Below are 17135 nucleotides of genomic sequence, written 5' to 3' on the forward strand. Positions count from 1 at the left end.
ACCTCAGAAACAAATCAGGCAGGAATTTCAGGCCAGGCGATATCGGGAGCGGTAGCTGTATCAATGCGGCTCAAAGCAACACGGTATTTTTTCCACTCAGTCAGTTGCATGACTTCTTCGTCGGTCTGGATACCAAGCTCTACAGCGTCGTTTAGAGGGGCTATTTTTGCGTTTGCCTCTCGCATCAACTCGGTTAACAGCTCAATAGCGCTGCTCACTTCAGCCTGGTGTTTAGCCTCCGGGTCACTAATCCAACCATCGCCATTCCATTTTTGGTAGCTGTCAGTGGGTGCTATTGCCGTCACATCATCTGGCAGGGCGCCGAGTTCTGAAATCTCAACAGGCTCTCCAGATATGGTGCTGTATACGATTTTTCCGCGATGGTCCTCGAAAATAGACCACAGGCCCGCAGCGGTATTAAAAACCGCCGTTTCTCCTGTGGCTGTTTCGGGTGGTGAACTTTGAGTGCTGAAGGCAGGCAAGCCGGTATGAGGCGGGATCGACAATTCTTCAACGCCCACCAGCTCCCCCGTATCGTCGCTGATATGATAAACGGTTACCACCTGAGGTTTGTCAGACATTTCAAAAGACATTATGCGAGCCTCACGATGTAGTTAAATGCGATGTTTTTGACGGTGTTTTCTGCGTTACCAGCAGCATCGACAGTAATGATGTGCGAGTGAGCGCCAAGAGCCAGGGTATGCGTGTGCGCGCCGGCAGTAGAGGTTGTGCCAAAGTTATTGCCGCTGTTGCTGCCAACTTCCTGATCGCTACCGCCCTGCTTCTGCATTGCCGATCCCCACGTGTGGTTGTGGTCCCCGTTGCTGCTTGTCGTTTTGGTACCGAGATCGGTCGATGTGGCCGACGCTGTGTGTGAGTGTGATTTAACGCCATCCTGTTCCTGAGACAGCACCGCACGCCCGGTGGCCGGCTTCCCCTTAATGGTCCAGCCTCGCATGTCTGGAATGACACCTGACGGGTAAGCTGTAGCCAGTAACGGGTATGCCGTAAGGCTGAATGCCTGCCCCTGCATGAAAGCGAAATTACCATCTGCCGGCAAAATGTCAGAGGGCCATGGTATGGGGGTGCCAACTGGCAGAGCGCTCCGCGCAACCGTGTTAACTGAACTGATCAGCAGAGATACCAGTTTTGCTGTATCTCCATCATCAAGCACATCCTCTTCGGTTGTCTCAGCCATGAACTGAGCTAAGACGCTCGCCATCACCGTCCCCTGGCGCAGGGCTTTATTAATCTGTGCAGACCGGGCCAGCCCCGCTGTAAATCCTGTAGAAAGGGCTATCAAACCTTCCCATTCCGTCTGAGATGTCACATTTGAGCCAGATGCGATGGCAAACGGTTTAAAGTTATTAACTGGCATCAGAAGTTTTCTCCCCATGCGCCGGACTCAAAGCCAGCGATATAGTCATTTTCGACATCAAATCCAAAGAATTTATATCCATTAGAGGGCATAACTGTTTCCCTGACTCTTACCCCGGCGGCCTTTACGGTAAGAAGGCCTGCACGCACAACAAAAACAAACTCAGCCGGGAGTTTATCTATTGGGTTAATGTCATATCGCGATGGCGTGTAATCATCAGGAAGAGAAATAAAAGGACCACGGTTCATTCCAGAATCAAATATCAACCGGTCTGTTACAGACATTAAATATTCAGAATCAATGACGATGAGCACTGAGATAGTCATATCCTGATTATCGAGGATGATCATTTTAATCCCAGTACCAGAAAGCGCTGTTTCCAGAATGTCAGGCAGCGTTCCGTTCTGACCATTCCAGTTATTAATCCCTACTCTGGCCTTTAACACGACCCGATATACGTCATCGCTCAGGTAGGTTAATGCATCAGAAGACTGGTACGGACCAAGCCAGATCCCCTGATCCCAGCCAACTCGCTCTTTGTCCCATTCAAGGAAAACACCAGATATCGGCGCGGCAACAGTTCGGGCTACACCAATCCATTTACCAAGAATATCAAGTTGTGCCCCTACGCCAGTATCTATATCGAACGCAGAGATAAGACCGGACACTGAACCAGACACATCAATTAGCGGCCTTGTCGACAGATCAACATGTTTTACAAATTTTGGTTTTCCTGCATGGTAGTTGGAAATAAGATCGGTGTATTTGCTCATGCTGTCACCGTTATCTCTATATTCTCCACGCTACATGAAACGGCCTCGTCATATACGACTGTGACATTAGCTGCTGCGACAGACTCAGCCGACCGACCTATTAACAGCTCCATAATGTCGTAATATCGCGCATTCCCTCCACTGACTACGCCGAGGTTCGCCGGGGAATAAACCCGGCTCAGCAGCACACCATCACCAATAGCGAGAGAGTTAATGTACGAAGCCACAGCGGCTTTCATTTCATCGCCAATGTCTGAGGTGTAGCCAGTTAACGCCTTCAGGGTAATTGACACATATACCGGAACATCTACCGGGCGAGAGAAACGAATGGTATAAGGATTTCCATACTTATCTGTGACTACCACGGCCGTCGTGCCGTAGGTGGATACTCCCTGCCCCTTCACGCTTCGGATGGTACTGGCAATTTCTGTTGCATCCCCACCCTCAACGACAGCAGAAATAGAGTGCTCTGGTAACCCGTTAGCGTCCGTAATCTCGGTATCATTCTCAAACAGCTTGTGACGGGTTACGCCTTCAACGTTAGCAATTGCACCATCTACCGCGTCAAACGGCGTGAGAGAGGCCAGCGCGACGCTTTGCGCCTGCCTTACGCGTAGCTGCGCATCCATCTCAGCAGCGACACCTACCGTGGCCGCCAGAGGGTTAGTCACCGAAGACCATCCACGCGTCGGCGTGTTGATGCCATTTACCGACCCCGCCACCGCAGCTACGGCGCCAGCATTCGCACACGTGGCCGTCGCCACCACGGTACCATCAGAGCCAATCACTACCGTCGCCGGCAGATTCCACACCACACTGTTTGTGTCGCGTACCGAACCATTTGTGATGGTCGTGCCGATAGTGCCGGTCAGCAGTAGATCGACCGTCGAATTAGTCGCTGCACGCCGGGTAATGCCGTTAATTTTGACGTTGCTCGTCAGTGCATCTGACAGGGCCGTCGCCGGCGAGAACGAACGGTAAACCGAAATGGCTGTGTTGTTCGCGTCATGAATGGCCAGAGCCACCAGCGCCACCATCTGGCCGTCCTTGCTGTCAGGATCGAGATAGGCATCACTGCTATAAATCTGCTGGAAATAGCCGGTGATAGTATCCAGCACGGTCTGATAGTCTGGCGCACTTATCCCCTCAGCGGTTACCGTTGCCGATAAGCCGAGTGTATCGAGGTCCAAAGACATTACGCCTCCGAGGTTACTGTGGTTGTCCCGTAGAGGGTTTCTACCGTTGCTGTGAACGTTACACGGCGCGTACGCCCATCAACTTCGGTATTAAATTCGGTGATAGAGCTGACGCCCTGCGTTTCCAGGATGCGGCGTCGGATAGCCAGGTTATAGGTATCGGGCTTTTGCTTACCCAGTACCGACTGAATCCAGGGTGTTCCCTCTGTGGTATCGAGGAACCACTGACCGTACCAGAGTAAAAATCGCGTTTTAATGGCCTGCGCGACAGCCTCAGGGGAATTAACCAGCCAGGTATCATCACCCTGACCGAAGGTGTAATCCCCGTCATCATCTTCTCGACGGTAGCGCATTACTCAGGCCCTCCTGTGCTGTCGTTGCCATGTTCAACCCCTCCATGCGTGTGCGTCATCAGGCTCTTACCGCCAGCGGTCACGTCGTTAGTTACGGTGACCGGGCCGTGCATCGTCGCGGTGCCTCCGCTATCACCCATACCTTGCGACAGGTTGCCGTTGATCGTCACGTTGCCATTAAGAATGATTTCAGGGGATGTTATTTCCGTTCCGCCGTCGGCGCTGGCCGTCAATTTACCAGGCGTTTTAACGGTGACGTCATGACCTGCAGCCACCTCAATAAATGCTGCCCCGTCATCGGTACGCAGCTGCACGGCCGTAGTGCTGATGCCGCCGATTTTCTTCGCCTGCGACTGCGGACCAACAATACAGAAGGCATCAGACAAATCGTGCATTCGCCCGTCTACCGGCTCCTGTATGCCCCCGCTCTGCCACCAGAAATCAATGCAGCGGTCGGCAAAAATCACCAGGCATTCATCACCTTCTTTAACGGGAAAAGTCAGCGTACAGCCACCACCGCGAGGGAAGACGACAGGAACGTCCACCAGCAGCGGGTAATCCTTCGTGCTTTTGTTGCCGTCGTTATCTCGTTCGACGTAGCGGATTGCCGGCTGAACAACAGCAGTGACGGCATCAGGATCAAATGACTGGATGATGCCGGGTAGCGCAACACGCATTTGCTCGCCGATCACCTTCCGTTCAGACGCCAGAACCTCCGCCAGCGCACCACTGCGGGTTTTGTCAGATACAGCCATTTGCTTTACTCCGGGCATTAAAAACCCGCCGAAGCGGGTTATTTTTTAAGCTTGCATTTTTCAGTGGTGCCGTCACCTCTTGGTAGATTATCGGCATCAAGAGTGCGCTTTTGCAGTGTCATTGTTTTGTGAACTGTATTGAATACGAGGAAATGATGCACGTGAATGCCTCCGTTCTGCCCCCATTCATCAAACTCAAAAATAACGGCATTTTCGTCATCTTCATAAGGATTTGAAAATCCCTTTGTATCGCTCATCAGTACGCCATTTTTAATAGCTGCATGCTGATAATTCACGCTCTCATATAATATGTAATCATCTTTACCACAAATTATATTTATTGGCGGTCCGGATACCCCTGAGGCAAAAGTAAAAAAGGGCAAGCTTAAAAGTAAAGGAGCTAAAAATTTAACATACCCCATAATTAGTTAGACACCTTTTTGCAAGGGAAGGACCCGATAACTTTCGGTGCATCCATGTTATTTTGTAGAAGTTGAACGTTCAAAAATCGAGATTCAGAGCCAGGTCGATGAATGTACTGAAACCCGTAGTTATTCCCGTCTTTGGCGGGCATCAGGCCCATGTCGATCTTTATCCCATCACTACCTAAGTTTGTGATTTTTTGAGATGTCACTCGCTCACCATTGATAACGTCCATTTCGCCTAGGTTTGCCACTACAGTGTATGGTCCGCAGTATGCGGTATATCCGTTTGCAAGGGCTCCAAAGGAAATGAATAAACCTATAATTATGGCGAAAGTTTTCAATGTTACCCCCGGTTTAGCGAATCCATCGTTCTCAGATCGGTAGCCCCACGCGCTTCACACATCATATCCATGTACCACGCCTGGCCCCGTGTATCGCCAGTGTACATAATGCCGCGCACAATATAAACGCCGTCGGTCGCAATGCTCGCGGGTTGTGCGGTAGTACCCTCAACGGTGATGTTGCCGTTGTTGTTCTGGTCGGTGATGCGTCCCTGAGTCATGGCGATATCGTTATTACCCAGTACCGTGCGATAGACGGAGGCCTGATTCAACTCGATCAGCCCGTTAACCCGGATATTGGGGTTAATCAGACAGCGCACGTTAACACCGCTGCCGATGGTTTGCTGCGGCATACCGATGAGGCCAGTCGCGCTGTTCAGCTTAATAGCATCGTGAACCACTTCGTTTTTCGCCACCATCTCACGCTTACCATCAACAAACATCCAGTCAGCCTGGCATTGATCGGCAACGTTATCCATCAGGTGACGCGTCATGCCAAACAGCACCCGCCCACGTGGGAAGACCGTAGCGGGCATAGCAGGAGTGCTTCCCTCAGTCGCGCCTTTTGCGTTGAAATCCTTCATCAGTGCCGCATTGACATCTGCAACCGTATAGCCCGCAGCAAGCGTCTGCGTCATGATCGAGGTTGCAAATGCCCGGTCTGAGTCGGCCGCCTGAATCAGCACAAAGCTGTCGATGGGGTTATCTTTACCGGTGATGGTGTAGCGGATCTCGCCATCAAAGATTAGCCCATAATTTCGCCCGTCCATCTGGCCTACTTCGTCGTGGTTTACTGTTCGCGCTACGCCGACCTGGCTGGCGGAAACATCAGCCGCAATCCCGTCGTAACCGGCAATTACCCGGATACGGGTAAATTCATCGCCAACAATCCGGTTAACGGTATCAGCAGCGAGGTTATACACCTTGAAGGTCCCTACCCGCGTTTCACTGCTCAGATTGAACCAGTCGATGGTAAAAGTGACCTTGAAGCTACCGAAATCGGTAGCGTTGCCTTTCGAGTCGACAAGCTGCAACTCAAAATGCCGCATCCAGTTCTGTGACATGATTACTCCGTTACCGCATAAAGATGGCTGTTTATTCCGAGATCGGTTTCGGTGGGGTTTTCGTTCGCCGGGTTATCACAGCCGACATAAAGCGAAAACCCCAGCCCGAGATAATCGTACTGCGCCAGCAGGTCAGCGCCGGTGATAAGCGGTACGCCTTTAATCAGGTCGCCACCGCTGCTGTCCATGATGTCCAGACACCAGAACGCAGCCCGCCAGGTAACCGCCATCTGAAAACTCTGCCCCGCCAGTGATATTGAAAACGACTGATTTTCTGGTGACAGCGGGATTTCTGATACGGCCATTTATCCTCCGGTTGCGTAGCCAGCCAAGCGGCTTAACAGAGACTCATTTTTCGCCGTCGGCGTTTTAACTCCTGAGTTCTGCACTGCCGAAGTATTAGCCCCCAGTTTCATATCTTCTTTGGCTGCTACCTGCGTGGTGGTTGTACTGGTAATAATTACCTCACGAAGCGTTAGCTCTGCGGACAGAACATTTTCTGACGCCCTGTCGGTGGTAACCTCCAGAGCACGGATCAGCATGTTGGTGTAAATCCGCTTACCGGTCACCACATCGAAAGGCACCCTGCTGTTTTGCAGGTCCAGCAACTCCTGATACGTTTCTTTCGGGCTAAGCCCTGCGCTCAACCCGATAGAGGTGGTATCCAGGAAATCGAGCAGTGACCCGCCGCCGGCAAAACCGACCTGCATAACCACTTCAGATGGGCGGCGGTAGGCGTGGTCAGAAATTGCAGCACCAACCTCTACCGGGTGTTCGGTAATTTCCAGCGTGTCATTGTGCTTTTCAGAAATGACAACACTGGGAACTATCAGCCCGATCCGCCGGCTCTGCTGCTGAAATAGCGTTGAGAGAATATCCATCAGCCGGCCCCACTTTGGTTAACCCGCAATACCCTGGCGTTTGCCTCAAGTTGCCGGCGCCCGACTTCCTGCCCGACCTCCTGAGCATTTGCGCCATAGATGTTGTAGGTGTTCTGCTGTTGAACTTGCGCGCCAGCAGCCTGATGAGCCAGTGGGCTGTTCCAGTTCGAATAACCCTCCTTGCGGGCCATAGACTGCATTAGCGCACCCATCGTATTTGGGTCTGACAGGTTAAGTGCTGCCGTAGGCGATACGCCCATCCACCCGGCTACCTGCCTGGCGTACTGCTGCGGGTCGTTATTGTCTCCCGCTGGCGCCCAGGTGCTTACAATATCCATGATGGTCTGCAGACGGCGGCCGGTCGTTTTCCCGGTGAAGTAGCGCATCAGCTGGTTCTTCATGGCGCTCCAGCCTTCAAGCGCAGATCCAAAGTTCCGGAATCCTCCACCTCCTACAGGTCGTATATTCCCCGGATTATTGTTCCGATCGGCGAGAGTTTTCTGCTCGTGCTGATACCAGCCGCCGTCACTGAAGCGGGTTTTAACCTCCTCCCAGAAACCGAGGACCTTACCCCGGGCGTTAACGGCACTACTGGTTACGCCAGGCAATGCATCTGGCTGATCGCTCCCCTGTTTCAGTAGCGCTTTACCGATGCTGGCGGCATCGGACCAGCGGCCGTCTTTGATGGCATTCAGCAGGTCGCCAATCAGGCTCAGCATTTTGCTGAATTCGCCCATCTGGGTAATAAAGTTGCTGAAGTCCCACTTCAGTGACCAGGATTTAGGGTCGATGTTCAGAAGCTTCGCCAGCGCCTTCCCGAGATCGATGACCGTTTGTTTCAGGTCGCCAACCATCTTAAGCGCGGCATCAACTTCAGGTTTCCATTTCTCCCAGTCGATAAGGCTTTTGCCGCCCTCTTTCCAGGTCTGGTAATCCTCCCAAAGCAACGCTATGGCACCCGCAAGGCCAAGCACCCAGGTAATAGGCGACGCCATCATGGCGCGGTTCAGTAGCCACCAGGCTGCAGTCAGTGCCCCGAGGAGCTCTATCAGCTCCTGAGACTGCTTATCCAGAGAATCCCACCAGTCACTGATACCCTGGCCTAACTGCATGAGCCGGTAAATCATCCTGCCGACCATTTCACCAGCCCAGAGGATCCCCTTAACCGTTGCGGTGATTGCGCCTTCGATTTTCGGGAAATTGTCCAGTATCTGGCGCCGCAACCGGTCCAGCGACCCGGCCAGGCCATCAGCGAGGCCGGAACCGATTTTATCCCGTGCCATGCCGGCCATTTCGCCGAACGAGCGCAGCGACGTCATGAATTTGTTTGAACTGACGGCTGCCACGTCGGCGTTATAGCCGATCGCCTTCGCCATTGCGGTGTATTCGGCGCTGAACTGTCCGATACCGCGACGCATAGCCATCAGGGTGTTTTCATCAATACCCAGCATCTGCGCATACTGATTTGCGCGGTAGTACGGCATGCTGCTTAGCCGCTGGCCGACGCCGGTAAAGATCGTCGCCATGTCCCGCATATTGCCTTTGGCATCGCGCGTCTGCACGCCCAGGCGATTCAGGAACCCTTCGGCGCCTGGGTTGTTACGCACGAACCGTGACAGATTTTCCAGAGAGCCGCGGGCGGCGTCCACACTGCCGCCCATCTGACTGACGGCGTAACCTATCTGTTTGATGCCCTGGACCGTTGCTCCGGTCCGCTGAGAGGCCCAGTACAGGTTATCGAGGCTGCTGGCGATTTTAGCTGTGAAGACCACAACTGAAGCGGCCGCCAGTTCAACTTTGGTACCGAGTTCAATTGCCTTGAGCGTTGTCCCTGTAATCACAGCATCGAACTTTCTGGCGCCTGCCTCATCAACCTTGAACCCAAGCGAGATCAGAAAGTCCTTGAGCGTTTCAGCGTTCATTAGCCTCTCTCCATTTCGCTATGCGGTAATCGTTATCGGCTTTGAGGTCCAGCCAGTCATTCATGCGGGCAACGTCGGCCAGGTCGACCGAACCATCCTTCAATGCGGTGTAAGGAATGTACCCGGCTTCCACCGGGCGCATCAGGAAGCTTTCGCCTTCCGGCAGGGATTCCAGCGTTAATCCTGCGGCGACGGGGCCACCGTCTCGCTGTCGGGGAGTTCTTTCAAAAAATTTCCCAGGCTGTCGGCGACCACCCGCGCCACCAGCTGCAGCATCGTAAACAGGTCGATATCGTCGAACATCAGCACGCCCTGATCGAAGACTTTCACCCATCCCTTTTCGTGCTGACGGGAAACGACGCCCAGGCAGGGATATATCACCGCGTTAACGTCTTCATCCGGCAGTGACGCCAGAGTGTCGGCAATTTTAGGCAAAACAGCATCCAGCACAGCAGATCCCCTTTGCTTATCAAAAACAACCTTCCCTTCACCATCCCTGACCACCAAAGATTTCAGCGTACTGAAATCACTGACCAGACCGGCCAGCACCGGCAGCAGCTTACGGCTTACCTTCAACTGCTGGAAAACGTCGAGCTTCGCCGTACGGTAGTTAACGCCTTTGATTTCAAATTCCATCGGTTAGAACTCCCCCAGCAGCTGGTCGATTTTGATGCAGTCGAATACCCACGACACCGTATTGCCAACTTTGGCGTTAGCGTGATCCGGCTGTTTCTGGAACGCGCATCCGCGGGCGGTCGAGATATCGCCGGATGCTTTGTTTCGCACGACGATAACGTTATTGCCCCAGGTGGCGGAGGACTGACTCTGTGCGTTGTACATCAGGGACAGCTTTTTGTTTACCGGGGAGGTTTTCAACAGAGTGACGGTGATTGTGCCGCTTTTGCCGCCGTGCAGGCTATGCATGCCTTCGCCGTCCGCACCGATGGTCATGGTGTTTTTTGCCTCGGTCATCACGACCGTTATGCCTTCTTCGGAGTTCGCTGAACCGGAACCCAGATCGATACTCCCGGTCGGTCCGGTAAGGGAGGCCGATACGTCAATAAAGCTGTAGGTATTTCCCATTTATTCCCCCTTAACGGACCACGTTGATCTGCACATCGGCATAGTGAATGGCGCCCGCCAGTTTAATCGCTGCCTGAATCACCGGCGACTTACGCGCTTCACGGTCAGACTGCGCCTGATTGGCTACCACATCGGCATGGACGTAATAACCTTTGGTCAGCGTATCCCCGGATTCAATCTGTCCAATCGGACCGCCATTCCAGACGCCCGGAGCAATCAGGCCGTTATTCACCGCCTGATCCAGCGATGCTTCGACGTTGGTCATTAACCGGGTAACGCCGGCATCGGTCTGCGGAATTTTAGTGGTCGAGGTGTACAGCAGGTTAAATAGATTGGTCTGAACGTAGTTTTGCAGCCAGTCCAGCCCGTGGCGCTCGTCGAAGAAGTCGCCGTTAGCCATTACACCCTGCTGGATAATCGCAGTGTCGTTGGCATAGTAGACGTAGACGTTACCGTTAATGGCATCAATAGCGGCTGCCTGTGCGGTCGTCAGCGTCTCGTACGTCACACCAGGCTCGGTTTTAAACTTCAGGGTGATTGTGGTGTTGTTGCCGGTAAAGTTCACCGTAAACGCACGACCGAAGGCCGAGATAGCGGCATATTTGCTGCTGGTACTGTACTGCCAGAACGTGCGGGAGTAGGCCGCTGCCTTCAGCTTATAGCCGATATTGTCGGTATTACCGGATACCAGCACATTCGCGTCATCAGTGGTTACCGCCAGAATACGGCTAAGACTGGAAGCCTCGATCGCCGCGGCCACCGAAATCACATCCGCTTCAACCAGATCGGCACTATCGGCAATCGCTAGTCCGTACCAGTTGGTGTATTGCAGTGAGGCATTAACCGCCTGCAGCAGGGTTTCGCCTCCCGTCTCCGCTTTCCCCCAGCGGCCGATATAGACCAGAGTTGGTTTTGGTGACTGTGAAAAGAAGATGGTCGCCGCCTCGTACTCGGGAGAATCGACACCAAAATCATCGCCGATATCCTCAATGGCTGAATACTGGCGAATACGCTCAGTGACCGGGATAACGGTAGAGGTACCCAGAATGAGGAGCGCACCGAAGTTACGCCCCGTTGCCGCTACCGGTGACATGATGACATCAACGTTAACGACATTGGAAACAGGTAAACCCTGTGCCATGTTTTAATCTCCAAAGAATTGCACTGGCGCGTCGACCAGCGATTTAATGCCGTACTGGCGGATGATTTTGCGGCGCAGGTCAACGCTGATATCGTAACGGCGTACCCACTGGTTATTGATGAGTTCGGGAAGATTGAGAAGTCGCCCATGCTGCAGGAACGTCAGCCCGGCGCGGTTCAGTTCGGCGTTGTTCTGAGCCACCAGAAGGCCATCACGAAATCGCGTGGCCGTCGCCAGACCCTGCGGGCCATAAAAGCAGAGGATCAGGCTGATGGTTTCGTGTGACCACTGCTCGGTGTTCTCTTCGCCCTGCACGTATGCCGGGTTGAAGTCCTCCTGGATGCCGGTAATACCGAACGCGCACCAGGTGGTGCCGTTTTTTGGGATGGCCTGCTGCGGGTCGGTCCAGCGAGGGTACACCAGCGTGGCATCCAGTCCGGTTATGCCCCGTATCCAGCGGCTGATTAGCCGTTCCAGATCTTCATCGTAGGGCGGCGAATCCCCGACTGGCGTCAGGTAACCCGCCGTAGTGCTGTCGTTACTCAATTGGCGTTCCCCCGTCGAATTCCAAGAGCTCACAGTGAGCCTGAACGAAACCGGCACCGTATGCCGTGTACGGATCGACAAAGGTCACGCGGTACTCTCTCCCTCTGTACGTCACAGTGTCAGCGTCTAACCCTGGCTGACCCTGCGTCAGGCGGAATTGCGTGACGATAAGTATCGCACCGTTAATGTTCTGTCCGGCGGCCATGCGCTTCGCTTCAAGCGAACGGTCGACAGTCACCACGCCAGAGAACGGGATATCCTGCGCGGTGTTAACTGGGAAGTTATCTTCATCAACCGTCTGCACCTGCCGGTGACACACCAGCGTCAGATCGACAAAATCCGGGTCTAACAGGACTTCTGTCACATCGAGTAACGGCATTATTTTTTCCTCACGACGTAGTTAATTGCCCGCAACAGGAAGCCATGCGCATAAAGCGGCTTGTCGCCAGGTAATCCCTGCGCTCGCCGGCGCTGGAGCGTTTTCTCCGAGAGAGGCGTGAGGCGGTCACCGTCACCGATAACCGCTTTTGCAGCGTCTCGGGCAATCTGGCCGGCGGCTTCAAGATGCTGTTCCGCCATCCCGGCATTACCATCAAGCGCCGCCTGTGCGGCAAGTTTTAACCGGGCAGTGGTTTTATCCCTAGAGTCTTCAATCCCCATGTCGAGAAAAGGCCGCGGTGGCAATGTCACGGTTTCGCCGTCGATCTCCACCGTGGCGCCAGTGGATTGCAGGTAACCAATTTCTGCATTGTTCAGCGGCCCTTCTTCACGTTGTGCCTTATCCGCCGGAATACCCACCAGCACGTCAGTACCGGAAAGCTGCTTCAGCGCGTCGAGGACACCGGCGTAATTGTCCTCGCGAACCGTTAGCCCAGATTTCATAGCAGTTGCCTGCCACCGGCGCCGAACATCGACCACCACCAGAAGAACTCGCGGCCGTAGCCGGTGTTGTTCCAGAAACCTGCATCAGGGTTGATGATCCCCGACACGTCGTAACTGGCGCTGACCTTATCGACAGATTTCGACGTCAACACACCACCGCCGGCAGAGTTGACCCCGCCACCGATAGCGGATGCTGCAATCGCCCGCCCGCGCAGCTCGGTATAGTGCGCGACAAACAGCTCAGCCAGATAAACGAACTGATCGCCCAGCACGTCCTGATTGAGGATGACGTCAGCCTGCCCCAAATAGAAATTCACTGCGGGGTCGGGATAACGGGTGGTGTCGGAGAACTCTGGGAAGTCGGCGCGGAATTGATTACTTGTTGGTAGAAGACTGTTTTTTGGCATTGCCAGCCTCCTGCTTTCCATCGTCAGTAACAGGATTTTCAGCGGCAGCCTTCAGATCAGCGATTTCCTTATCTTTATCGGCGATCTGGGCTAATAGCGCAGCGTTAGCACTTTCCAGAGAGGCGACATAAACCTTCAGGTCAGCGTTAGCCGCTTCTAGTTGCTCTGCCTCTGCGTCGTCGATCTGTTTTGCATAAGCTTCAAAAGCCCAGTGAGATTTAACATTGTCAGGGAAGTCAGCGCCGCTATGGACACCTTTGGTGATTTCAAACTTAGAACCATCCGCGAGGCTCAGCGTTGCGGCAGCAGTTACGAGATACTTCATGTGATTACTCCATTAGAAGGCGAGGTTTCCCTCGCCCACATAGGTTATCAGGATGCCGGAACGTCCAGGTAAGAGAGCGTATTGGAATACGGCACTTCAACCTGCCCCAGTTTTCCGTAGTACACGGTCAGTTGCTGCATGCTGCGGTACTCCAGTGGCGTGTTCAGCAGCGGCACCATCGGGAAGCGAATGTACTTTTCGTCCTGAGTGTACGCAACGATACGGTGAGAACCACCGGCACCACGTTTTGACGCCCACTTGATGGAGACGATCTCCAGCGGTTCACCATTCTCCTGAAATGCGATGCTGTTGATTTTCACGTACTCCAGAACGGAGATGTTACCCGCAGAGGAAACCTTTTTAATGGTCAGCAGGCCAAACAACTCTGGCGCCAGGCCGATTTTTGCCGGGCATACCGCATAACCAGAACGCATCCACACGTCGGTCAGCAGCAGGTTAATATCCTGCAGGATGACGTCCGGATCGGTTGTAGCTGTCCAGGCTGCGGCGGCAGCTAGCGGCGTGATATCTGGCAGGTTAAGCATGCCGGCCACGCCCAGGCCAGAGTCACCGATATACACCTGCTCGTCGGTATCCATGTTCCATTTCAGCTTCATCGCTTCGTACTTCTGGACATCAATAGGACGTCCCAGCTTCTGAGCGGATGCCAGCTCAAGAACGGTCCATGACACCTCCGTCGCCCACGGCGTCAGGTTGTTACGGGTAGGTTCAATGTTGAGCTCAGGGCCAGGCGTTGCCGTGCCCTTCTTACCCATCCAGTTTTTACCCATCGGGTTTGGGCCGCCAACGCTGGAGAAATCAGTGTTTGTGAAGGATGATACTTCGTCCGCAATGGAGATATCGCTACGCAGTGGTATATCGCGGGTGTACTTAACGGACACCAGCGGCATGTTCAGCGTTTGGTCCATGCGCTCCAGCTCACCGACCACAAAGGCGCCGGTTGAGTCGATAGTCGCTCTGTCAACTGTAAACATTCATTCTTCCTCAGATGTTAAATGCGATTTCGATTCGACCGTCGGCTTCGCCTGGCCCCATAACCTCTGCGTTAGGCAGCAGTGGCGTATTTGTTGCGGTGGCATCCTGCACCAGCACAAAAGTGCCAACCGGGCTAGGAGTAGTCCCACCAGCCACCCGGACATATACCGGATCACCTTTTTTCGCAGTCGCCGCATTGCCTGCCGTTGCCTTGACGCAGATATAACCGCGCTTGAGGTTGTCACCAACCTGATTGGCGGTAACGCCGAGATAGGCCAGATCAATAGCCGACGTGATAGGGAACGGACGTACGAAAATACCTTTCACTTTTGCAATGGTGTCGCCATCCACCAGGGGAACGAATTGATCGTTAACGTACTTACCCGGCAGGCCATAGGTTGAAAATAAGTTGGTGTGGTTCAGAGTAACCGGCTCGATAGTCAGATCACGCGGGCGCGTTACTGCACCGACAAACCCCAAGGGCATGCGGGTTAAATATGCATTTCCAGCCATGTTGAATTACCTTATTTGCGCTTGTTCCAGAAATCGGCGTTGATCTTGTTCAGTTCCGCCGGGGACATGTTTTTGGTGCTGTGGTTGCTGTCGGTTGTACGGACGCCGTTATTCAGCGGCAGCAGGTTATTTTTCGCCTTGTTGATTTCGACAGCGGCCTTAAATACAGCGTCAACCGTCGACTTTGGCGCCTTAGTGAAATCATCAACGCCAAATGCTTTCAGGCTGTCACCCATGCGCATGGCATGGCTGAGGACCTGACGTTTAAGCCCCTTATCCCCGGTAGGCTGGAAGCCAGGAGCGATAATCTCGGCATCCGCGATGATGTTGCGCTTAAACGCAGCGTCACCGGTCACCTTCTTATCTTCTTCCGCGTCTTCGTCACCGGTCGGGGTGTCGTCCGGATCCGGGTCCGCATCGGTAGTTTTACCCTCCAGCGCGTCAATGCGGGCGATCAGCGCCTGCGCCCACTCGGGCACGCCTTCGTCGTTGGTCTTCTCTTTCTCCGGTTCGTCTGGCGTTTCGTCTGTGGTAGTCCGGTTTTCGGTCGGCAGCGCGGTAGCCTGAGAAGGGATATTGATGTTGATGGTAGAGCCAGGGATAGATCCCATCGCATCAGAGGGTAAATCTGCTGCCGCGGCCTCATCAGCCAAGCGGGCCAGCGCGTCGTCATCACGCGTACGAATGGCCGCTACCAGCTTCTGTAGTAACGTAGGTTTCATGTTTTTTCCTTTGGGTGATGGGACGGAATCCCCGATTGCACAGCGGCCGCCAGCCCGTCCCCGGTCAATGCCGACGGCCAGGTGGTTACCCGTGATCTGGTATTGCTTCCCCTTGCCAGGGGAGAGCTGTTTGTATTTGGCGTCATAGCCGCAGCTGACGTCGGTATAGCCAGCCTGAATGGCGTCGATAGCCTCCTGCCGCTTAACCAGAACATCCGCAATCAGCAGGTCCGATTTATCGCCAGTAGCGCGGCGAACGTTCTGGATGTGTCCGTGGCCCAGCTCGGAGTAGTTGGAAGGGTTAACGAAGACGATTTCGCCATTCTCCCCCTCTGGATGCTCCAGTGTGACGGCGACGCCTTCAAAGCTCGCCATCGTCTCCGGGGAGAAAACCTCATCCTCTGTGCGCCACACCGTCACGGTGCCGGTTAATGGGTCAGGCTCAAGATTCACCTCTTCCGGCAGGTAAATTTGCGTCCCGGTTCGTGCTATCGGGACGTCTTTGCAAAGCAATGAGCCATCGGCCTGCAGGTATAGCGTCTCCCCCAGCCTGGCGGTGAAGTAATATTTCATGGGTTACCTGCTGAATTACGGACAACAAAAAGGCCGCTCAGTGGCGACCTTCGGTTAAGGGATAATTGTTCAAAATGACAGGCTATTTAACATAATGGTTCTTACCCGCACCAGAGAAAATGGACTCGATTAAAATGTCCGGTCAAAGCGGCAAAAGACCCGGTTTAGCGGGCTATTTTGGCCTCTTTTTCATCACAACATTTTGATAACATTTCGCGGATTTGAGGTTTCAACCAGAATGACAGGGATAAGCCGCATTTTTCATTTTCTCGGTTCAGGGATCTGCACTTCTGACCAGCATTTGCAGTTCGGCAAACACCCGGCGTGTCCGGTCATGCCGTCGAGGGTTGGCGGGTCATCCCAGCGTACGAATTTATCTTTCATTTTGCGGTGTGATGGTCGGGTACCAGCGCCTTCAATGCGCCACCAGTAGCCCTCAGAACCAACAGCCAACGCACGGGCCTGTGTCAGAGCTCCAGTTGCACGGCCTATCTCCGTACGGGCAATCATGCGTGCCCTGCTGGCTGCTACGCCGCCGGTCTGCATAATCATCTCGTAGAGCTGATCCGGGCGCTCACCGTTGACCATCGCCTCAATGGCTCGAGTCTGGATATCGCGCACCCGGTCGGCAGACTCCAGGGGAAGAGATTTCATCAGCTGTATCTGGCGATACACGATATCCTGCGCTACCTGGCCGACGGGTGTGTTACCCATCACATCCCGCAGGCCGGCGCCTATCTCCTCAGAGACTGACCGCCATTGCCCCCACTCCTCCTGCTCGACCTGGGCGAACATTTTCTTGCCGACCATTTCCGCCCAGTCGTCAATCACCATCGAGTAGTCAAGAAGCCGGGAAGCG

General features: G+C 53.9%; 25 protein-coding genes. All 25 read right to left on the bottom strand.

All coding sequences use genetic code 11. From position 1 onward, the window contains the following. Positions 1-14: 14 nt before the first annotated feature. The gene (locus B8P98_RS18955) at positions 15-593 is read right to left on the bottom strand and encodes a tail fiber assembly protein (RefSeq protein WP_095033298.1); all 579 of its coding nucleotides are present in this window, start codon (positions 591-593) and stop codon (positions 15-17) included. Further along, a complete protein-coding gene (locus B8P98_RS18960) occupies positions 593-1378 on the bottom strand; it encodes a phage tail protein (RefSeq protein ID WP_095033299.1) in 786 nt (261 codons plus the stop codon). The genes B8P98_RS18955 and B8P98_RS18960 overlap by 1 nt, the downstream gene beginning before the upstream one ends. Beyond that, a complete protein-coding gene (locus B8P98_RS18965; RefSeq protein ID WP_095033300.1) occupies positions 1378-2151 on the bottom strand; it encodes a DUF2612 domain-containing protein in 774 nt (257 codons plus the stop codon). The genes B8P98_RS18960 and B8P98_RS18965 overlap by 1 nt, the downstream gene beginning before the upstream one ends. Continuing rightward, positions 2148-3347, bottom strand: a complete 1200-nt coding sequence (locus tag B8P98_RS18970; RefSeq protein ID WP_075808578.1) for a baseplate J/gp47 family protein — start codon at positions 3345-3347, stop codon at positions 2148-2150. Before B8P98_RS18970 ends, B8P98_RS18965 begins: the two co-directional genes overlap by 4 nt. Next, positions 3347-3700 carry a thioredoxin domain-containing protein gene (locus B8P98_RS18975; RefSeq protein ID WP_095033301.1) on the bottom strand — a complete coding sequence of 118 codons (354 nt, stop codon included), beginning with the start codon at positions 3698-3700 and terminating at the stop codon, positions 3347-3349. The genes B8P98_RS18970 and B8P98_RS18975 overlap by 1 nt, the downstream gene beginning before the upstream one ends. Continuing rightward, positions 3700-4455: a Gp138 family membrane-puncturing spike protein gene (locus tag B8P98_RS18980; protein WP_095033302.1), complete on the bottom strand. Its 756-nt coding sequence runs from the start codon at positions 4453-4455 to the stop codon at positions 3700-3702. Before B8P98_RS18980 ends, B8P98_RS18975 begins: the two co-directional genes overlap by 1 nt. A 38-nt stretch (positions 4456-4493) precedes the next feature. Next, the gene (locus B8P98_RS18985; RefSeq protein WP_095033303.1) at positions 4494-4877 is read right to left on the bottom strand and encodes a hypothetical protein; all 384 of its coding nucleotides are present in this window, start codon (positions 4875-4877) and stop codon (positions 4494-4496) included. Between the two features lie 2 nt (positions 4878-4879). Next, positions 4880-5221 carry a hypothetical protein gene (locus tag B8P98_RS31710; RefSeq protein ID WP_095033304.1) on the bottom strand — a complete coding sequence of 114 codons (342 nt, stop codon included), beginning with the start codon at positions 5219-5221 and terminating at the stop codon, positions 4880-4882. Between the two features lie 2 nt (positions 5222-5223). Then, positions 5224-6285, bottom strand: coding sequence for a hypothetical protein (locus tag B8P98_RS18995; protein ID WP_095033305.1), 1062 nt, complete (start codon positions 6283-6285; stop codon positions 5224-5226). Between the two features lie 2 nt (positions 6286-6287). Then, a complete protein-coding gene (locus B8P98_RS19000) occupies positions 6288-6590 on the bottom strand; it encodes a phage baseplate plug family protein (RefSeq protein WP_095033306.1) in 303 nt (100 codons plus the stop codon). Beyond that, positions 6591-7166, bottom strand: a complete 576-nt coding sequence (locus B8P98_RS19005) for a phage baseplate protein (RefSeq protein WP_095033307.1) — start codon at positions 7164-7166, stop codon at positions 6591-6593. It abuts the gene before it with no gap. After that, a complete protein-coding gene (locus B8P98_RS19010) occupies positions 7166-9088 on the bottom strand; it encodes a hypothetical protein (protein WP_095033308.1) in 1923 nt (640 codons plus the stop codon). Before B8P98_RS19010 ends, B8P98_RS19005 begins: the two co-directional genes overlap by 1 nt. After that, positions 9078-9230 carry a DUF6889 family protein gene (locus tag B8P98_RS19015; protein WP_032409090.1) on the bottom strand — a complete coding sequence of 51 codons (153 nt, stop codon included), beginning with the start codon at positions 9228-9230 and terminating at the stop codon, positions 9078-9080. The genes B8P98_RS19010 and B8P98_RS19015 overlap by 11 nt, the downstream gene beginning before the upstream one ends. A gap of 35 nt (positions 9231-9265) precedes the next feature. Next, positions 9266-9724 carry a phage tail assembly chaperone gene (locus B8P98_RS19020; protein WP_095033309.1) on the bottom strand — a complete coding sequence of 153 codons (459 nt, stop codon included), beginning with the start codon at positions 9722-9724 and terminating at the stop codon, positions 9266-9268. A 3-nt stretch (positions 9725-9727) separates the two neighbouring features. Then, positions 9728-10171 carry a DUF3277 family protein gene (locus B8P98_RS19025; RefSeq protein ID WP_095033310.1) on the bottom strand — a complete coding sequence of 148 codons (444 nt, stop codon included), beginning with the start codon at positions 10169-10171 and terminating at the stop codon, positions 9728-9730. Positions 10172-10181: 10 nt separating this feature from the next. Then, a complete protein-coding gene (locus B8P98_RS19030; protein WP_095033311.1) occupies positions 10182-11312 on the bottom strand; it encodes a DUF3383 family protein in 1131 nt (376 codons plus the stop codon). A 3-nt stretch (positions 11313-11315) separates the two neighbouring features. Next, positions 11316-11858: a phage neck terminator protein gene (locus B8P98_RS19035; RefSeq protein ID WP_410476991.1), complete on the bottom strand. Its 543-nt coding sequence runs from the start codon at positions 11856-11858 to the stop codon at positions 11316-11318. Then, on the bottom strand, positions 11851-12237 hold the full coding sequence (locus B8P98_RS19040) for a head-tail adaptor (protein WP_095033312.1): 387 nt from the start codon (positions 12235-12237) through the stop codon (positions 11851-11853). Before B8P98_RS19040 ends, B8P98_RS19035 begins: the two co-directional genes overlap by 8 nt. After that, positions 12237-12740 carry a hypothetical protein gene (locus B8P98_RS19045; protein WP_095033313.1) on the bottom strand — a complete coding sequence of 168 codons (504 nt, stop codon included), beginning with the start codon at positions 12738-12740 and terminating at the stop codon, positions 12237-12239. Before B8P98_RS19045 ends, B8P98_RS19040 begins: the two co-directional genes overlap by 1 nt. Further along, positions 12737-13147, bottom strand: coding sequence for a DUF4054 domain-containing protein (locus B8P98_RS19050; protein ID WP_095033314.1), 411 nt, complete (start codon positions 13145-13147; stop codon positions 12737-12739). Before B8P98_RS19050 ends, B8P98_RS19045 begins: the two co-directional genes overlap by 4 nt. Next, a complete protein-coding gene (locus tag B8P98_RS19055; RefSeq protein WP_095033315.1) occupies positions 13116-13472 on the bottom strand; it encodes an STY1053 family phage-associated protein in 357 nt (118 codons plus the stop codon). Before B8P98_RS19055 ends, B8P98_RS19050 begins: the two co-directional genes overlap by 32 nt. A 47-nt stretch (positions 13473-13519) precedes the next feature. Then, positions 13520-14467, bottom strand: a complete 948-nt coding sequence (locus B8P98_RS19060) for a DUF2184 domain-containing protein (RefSeq protein WP_095033316.1) — start codon at positions 14465-14467, stop codon at positions 13520-13522. Positions 14468-14477: 10 nt separating this feature from the next. Further along, complete coding sequence (locus tag B8P98_RS19065; protein ID WP_095033317.1) at positions 14478-14981, bottom strand: structural cement protein Gp24; 504 nt, start codon at positions 14979-14981, stop codon at positions 14478-14480. An 11-nt stretch (positions 14982-14992) separates the two neighbouring features. After that, positions 14993-16276, bottom strand: a complete 1284-nt coding sequence (locus B8P98_RS19070; RefSeq protein ID WP_095033318.1) for a DUF2213 domain-containing protein — start codon at positions 16274-16276, stop codon at positions 14993-14995. Between the two features lie 261 nt (positions 16277-16537). Continuing rightward, positions 16538-17086 carry a phage head morphogenesis protein gene (locus tag B8P98_RS19075; RefSeq protein WP_095033656.1) on the bottom strand — a complete coding sequence of 183 codons (549 nt, stop codon included), beginning with the start codon at positions 17084-17086 and terminating at the stop codon, positions 16538-16540. Positions 17087-17135 lie beyond the last annotated feature (49 nt).

Origin of the sequence: Klebsiella quasivariicola, assembly GCF_002269255.1 — a bacterium.
GTDB lineage: Bacteria > Pseudomonadota > Gammaproteobacteria > Enterobacterales > Enterobacteriaceae > Klebsiella > Klebsiella quasivariicola.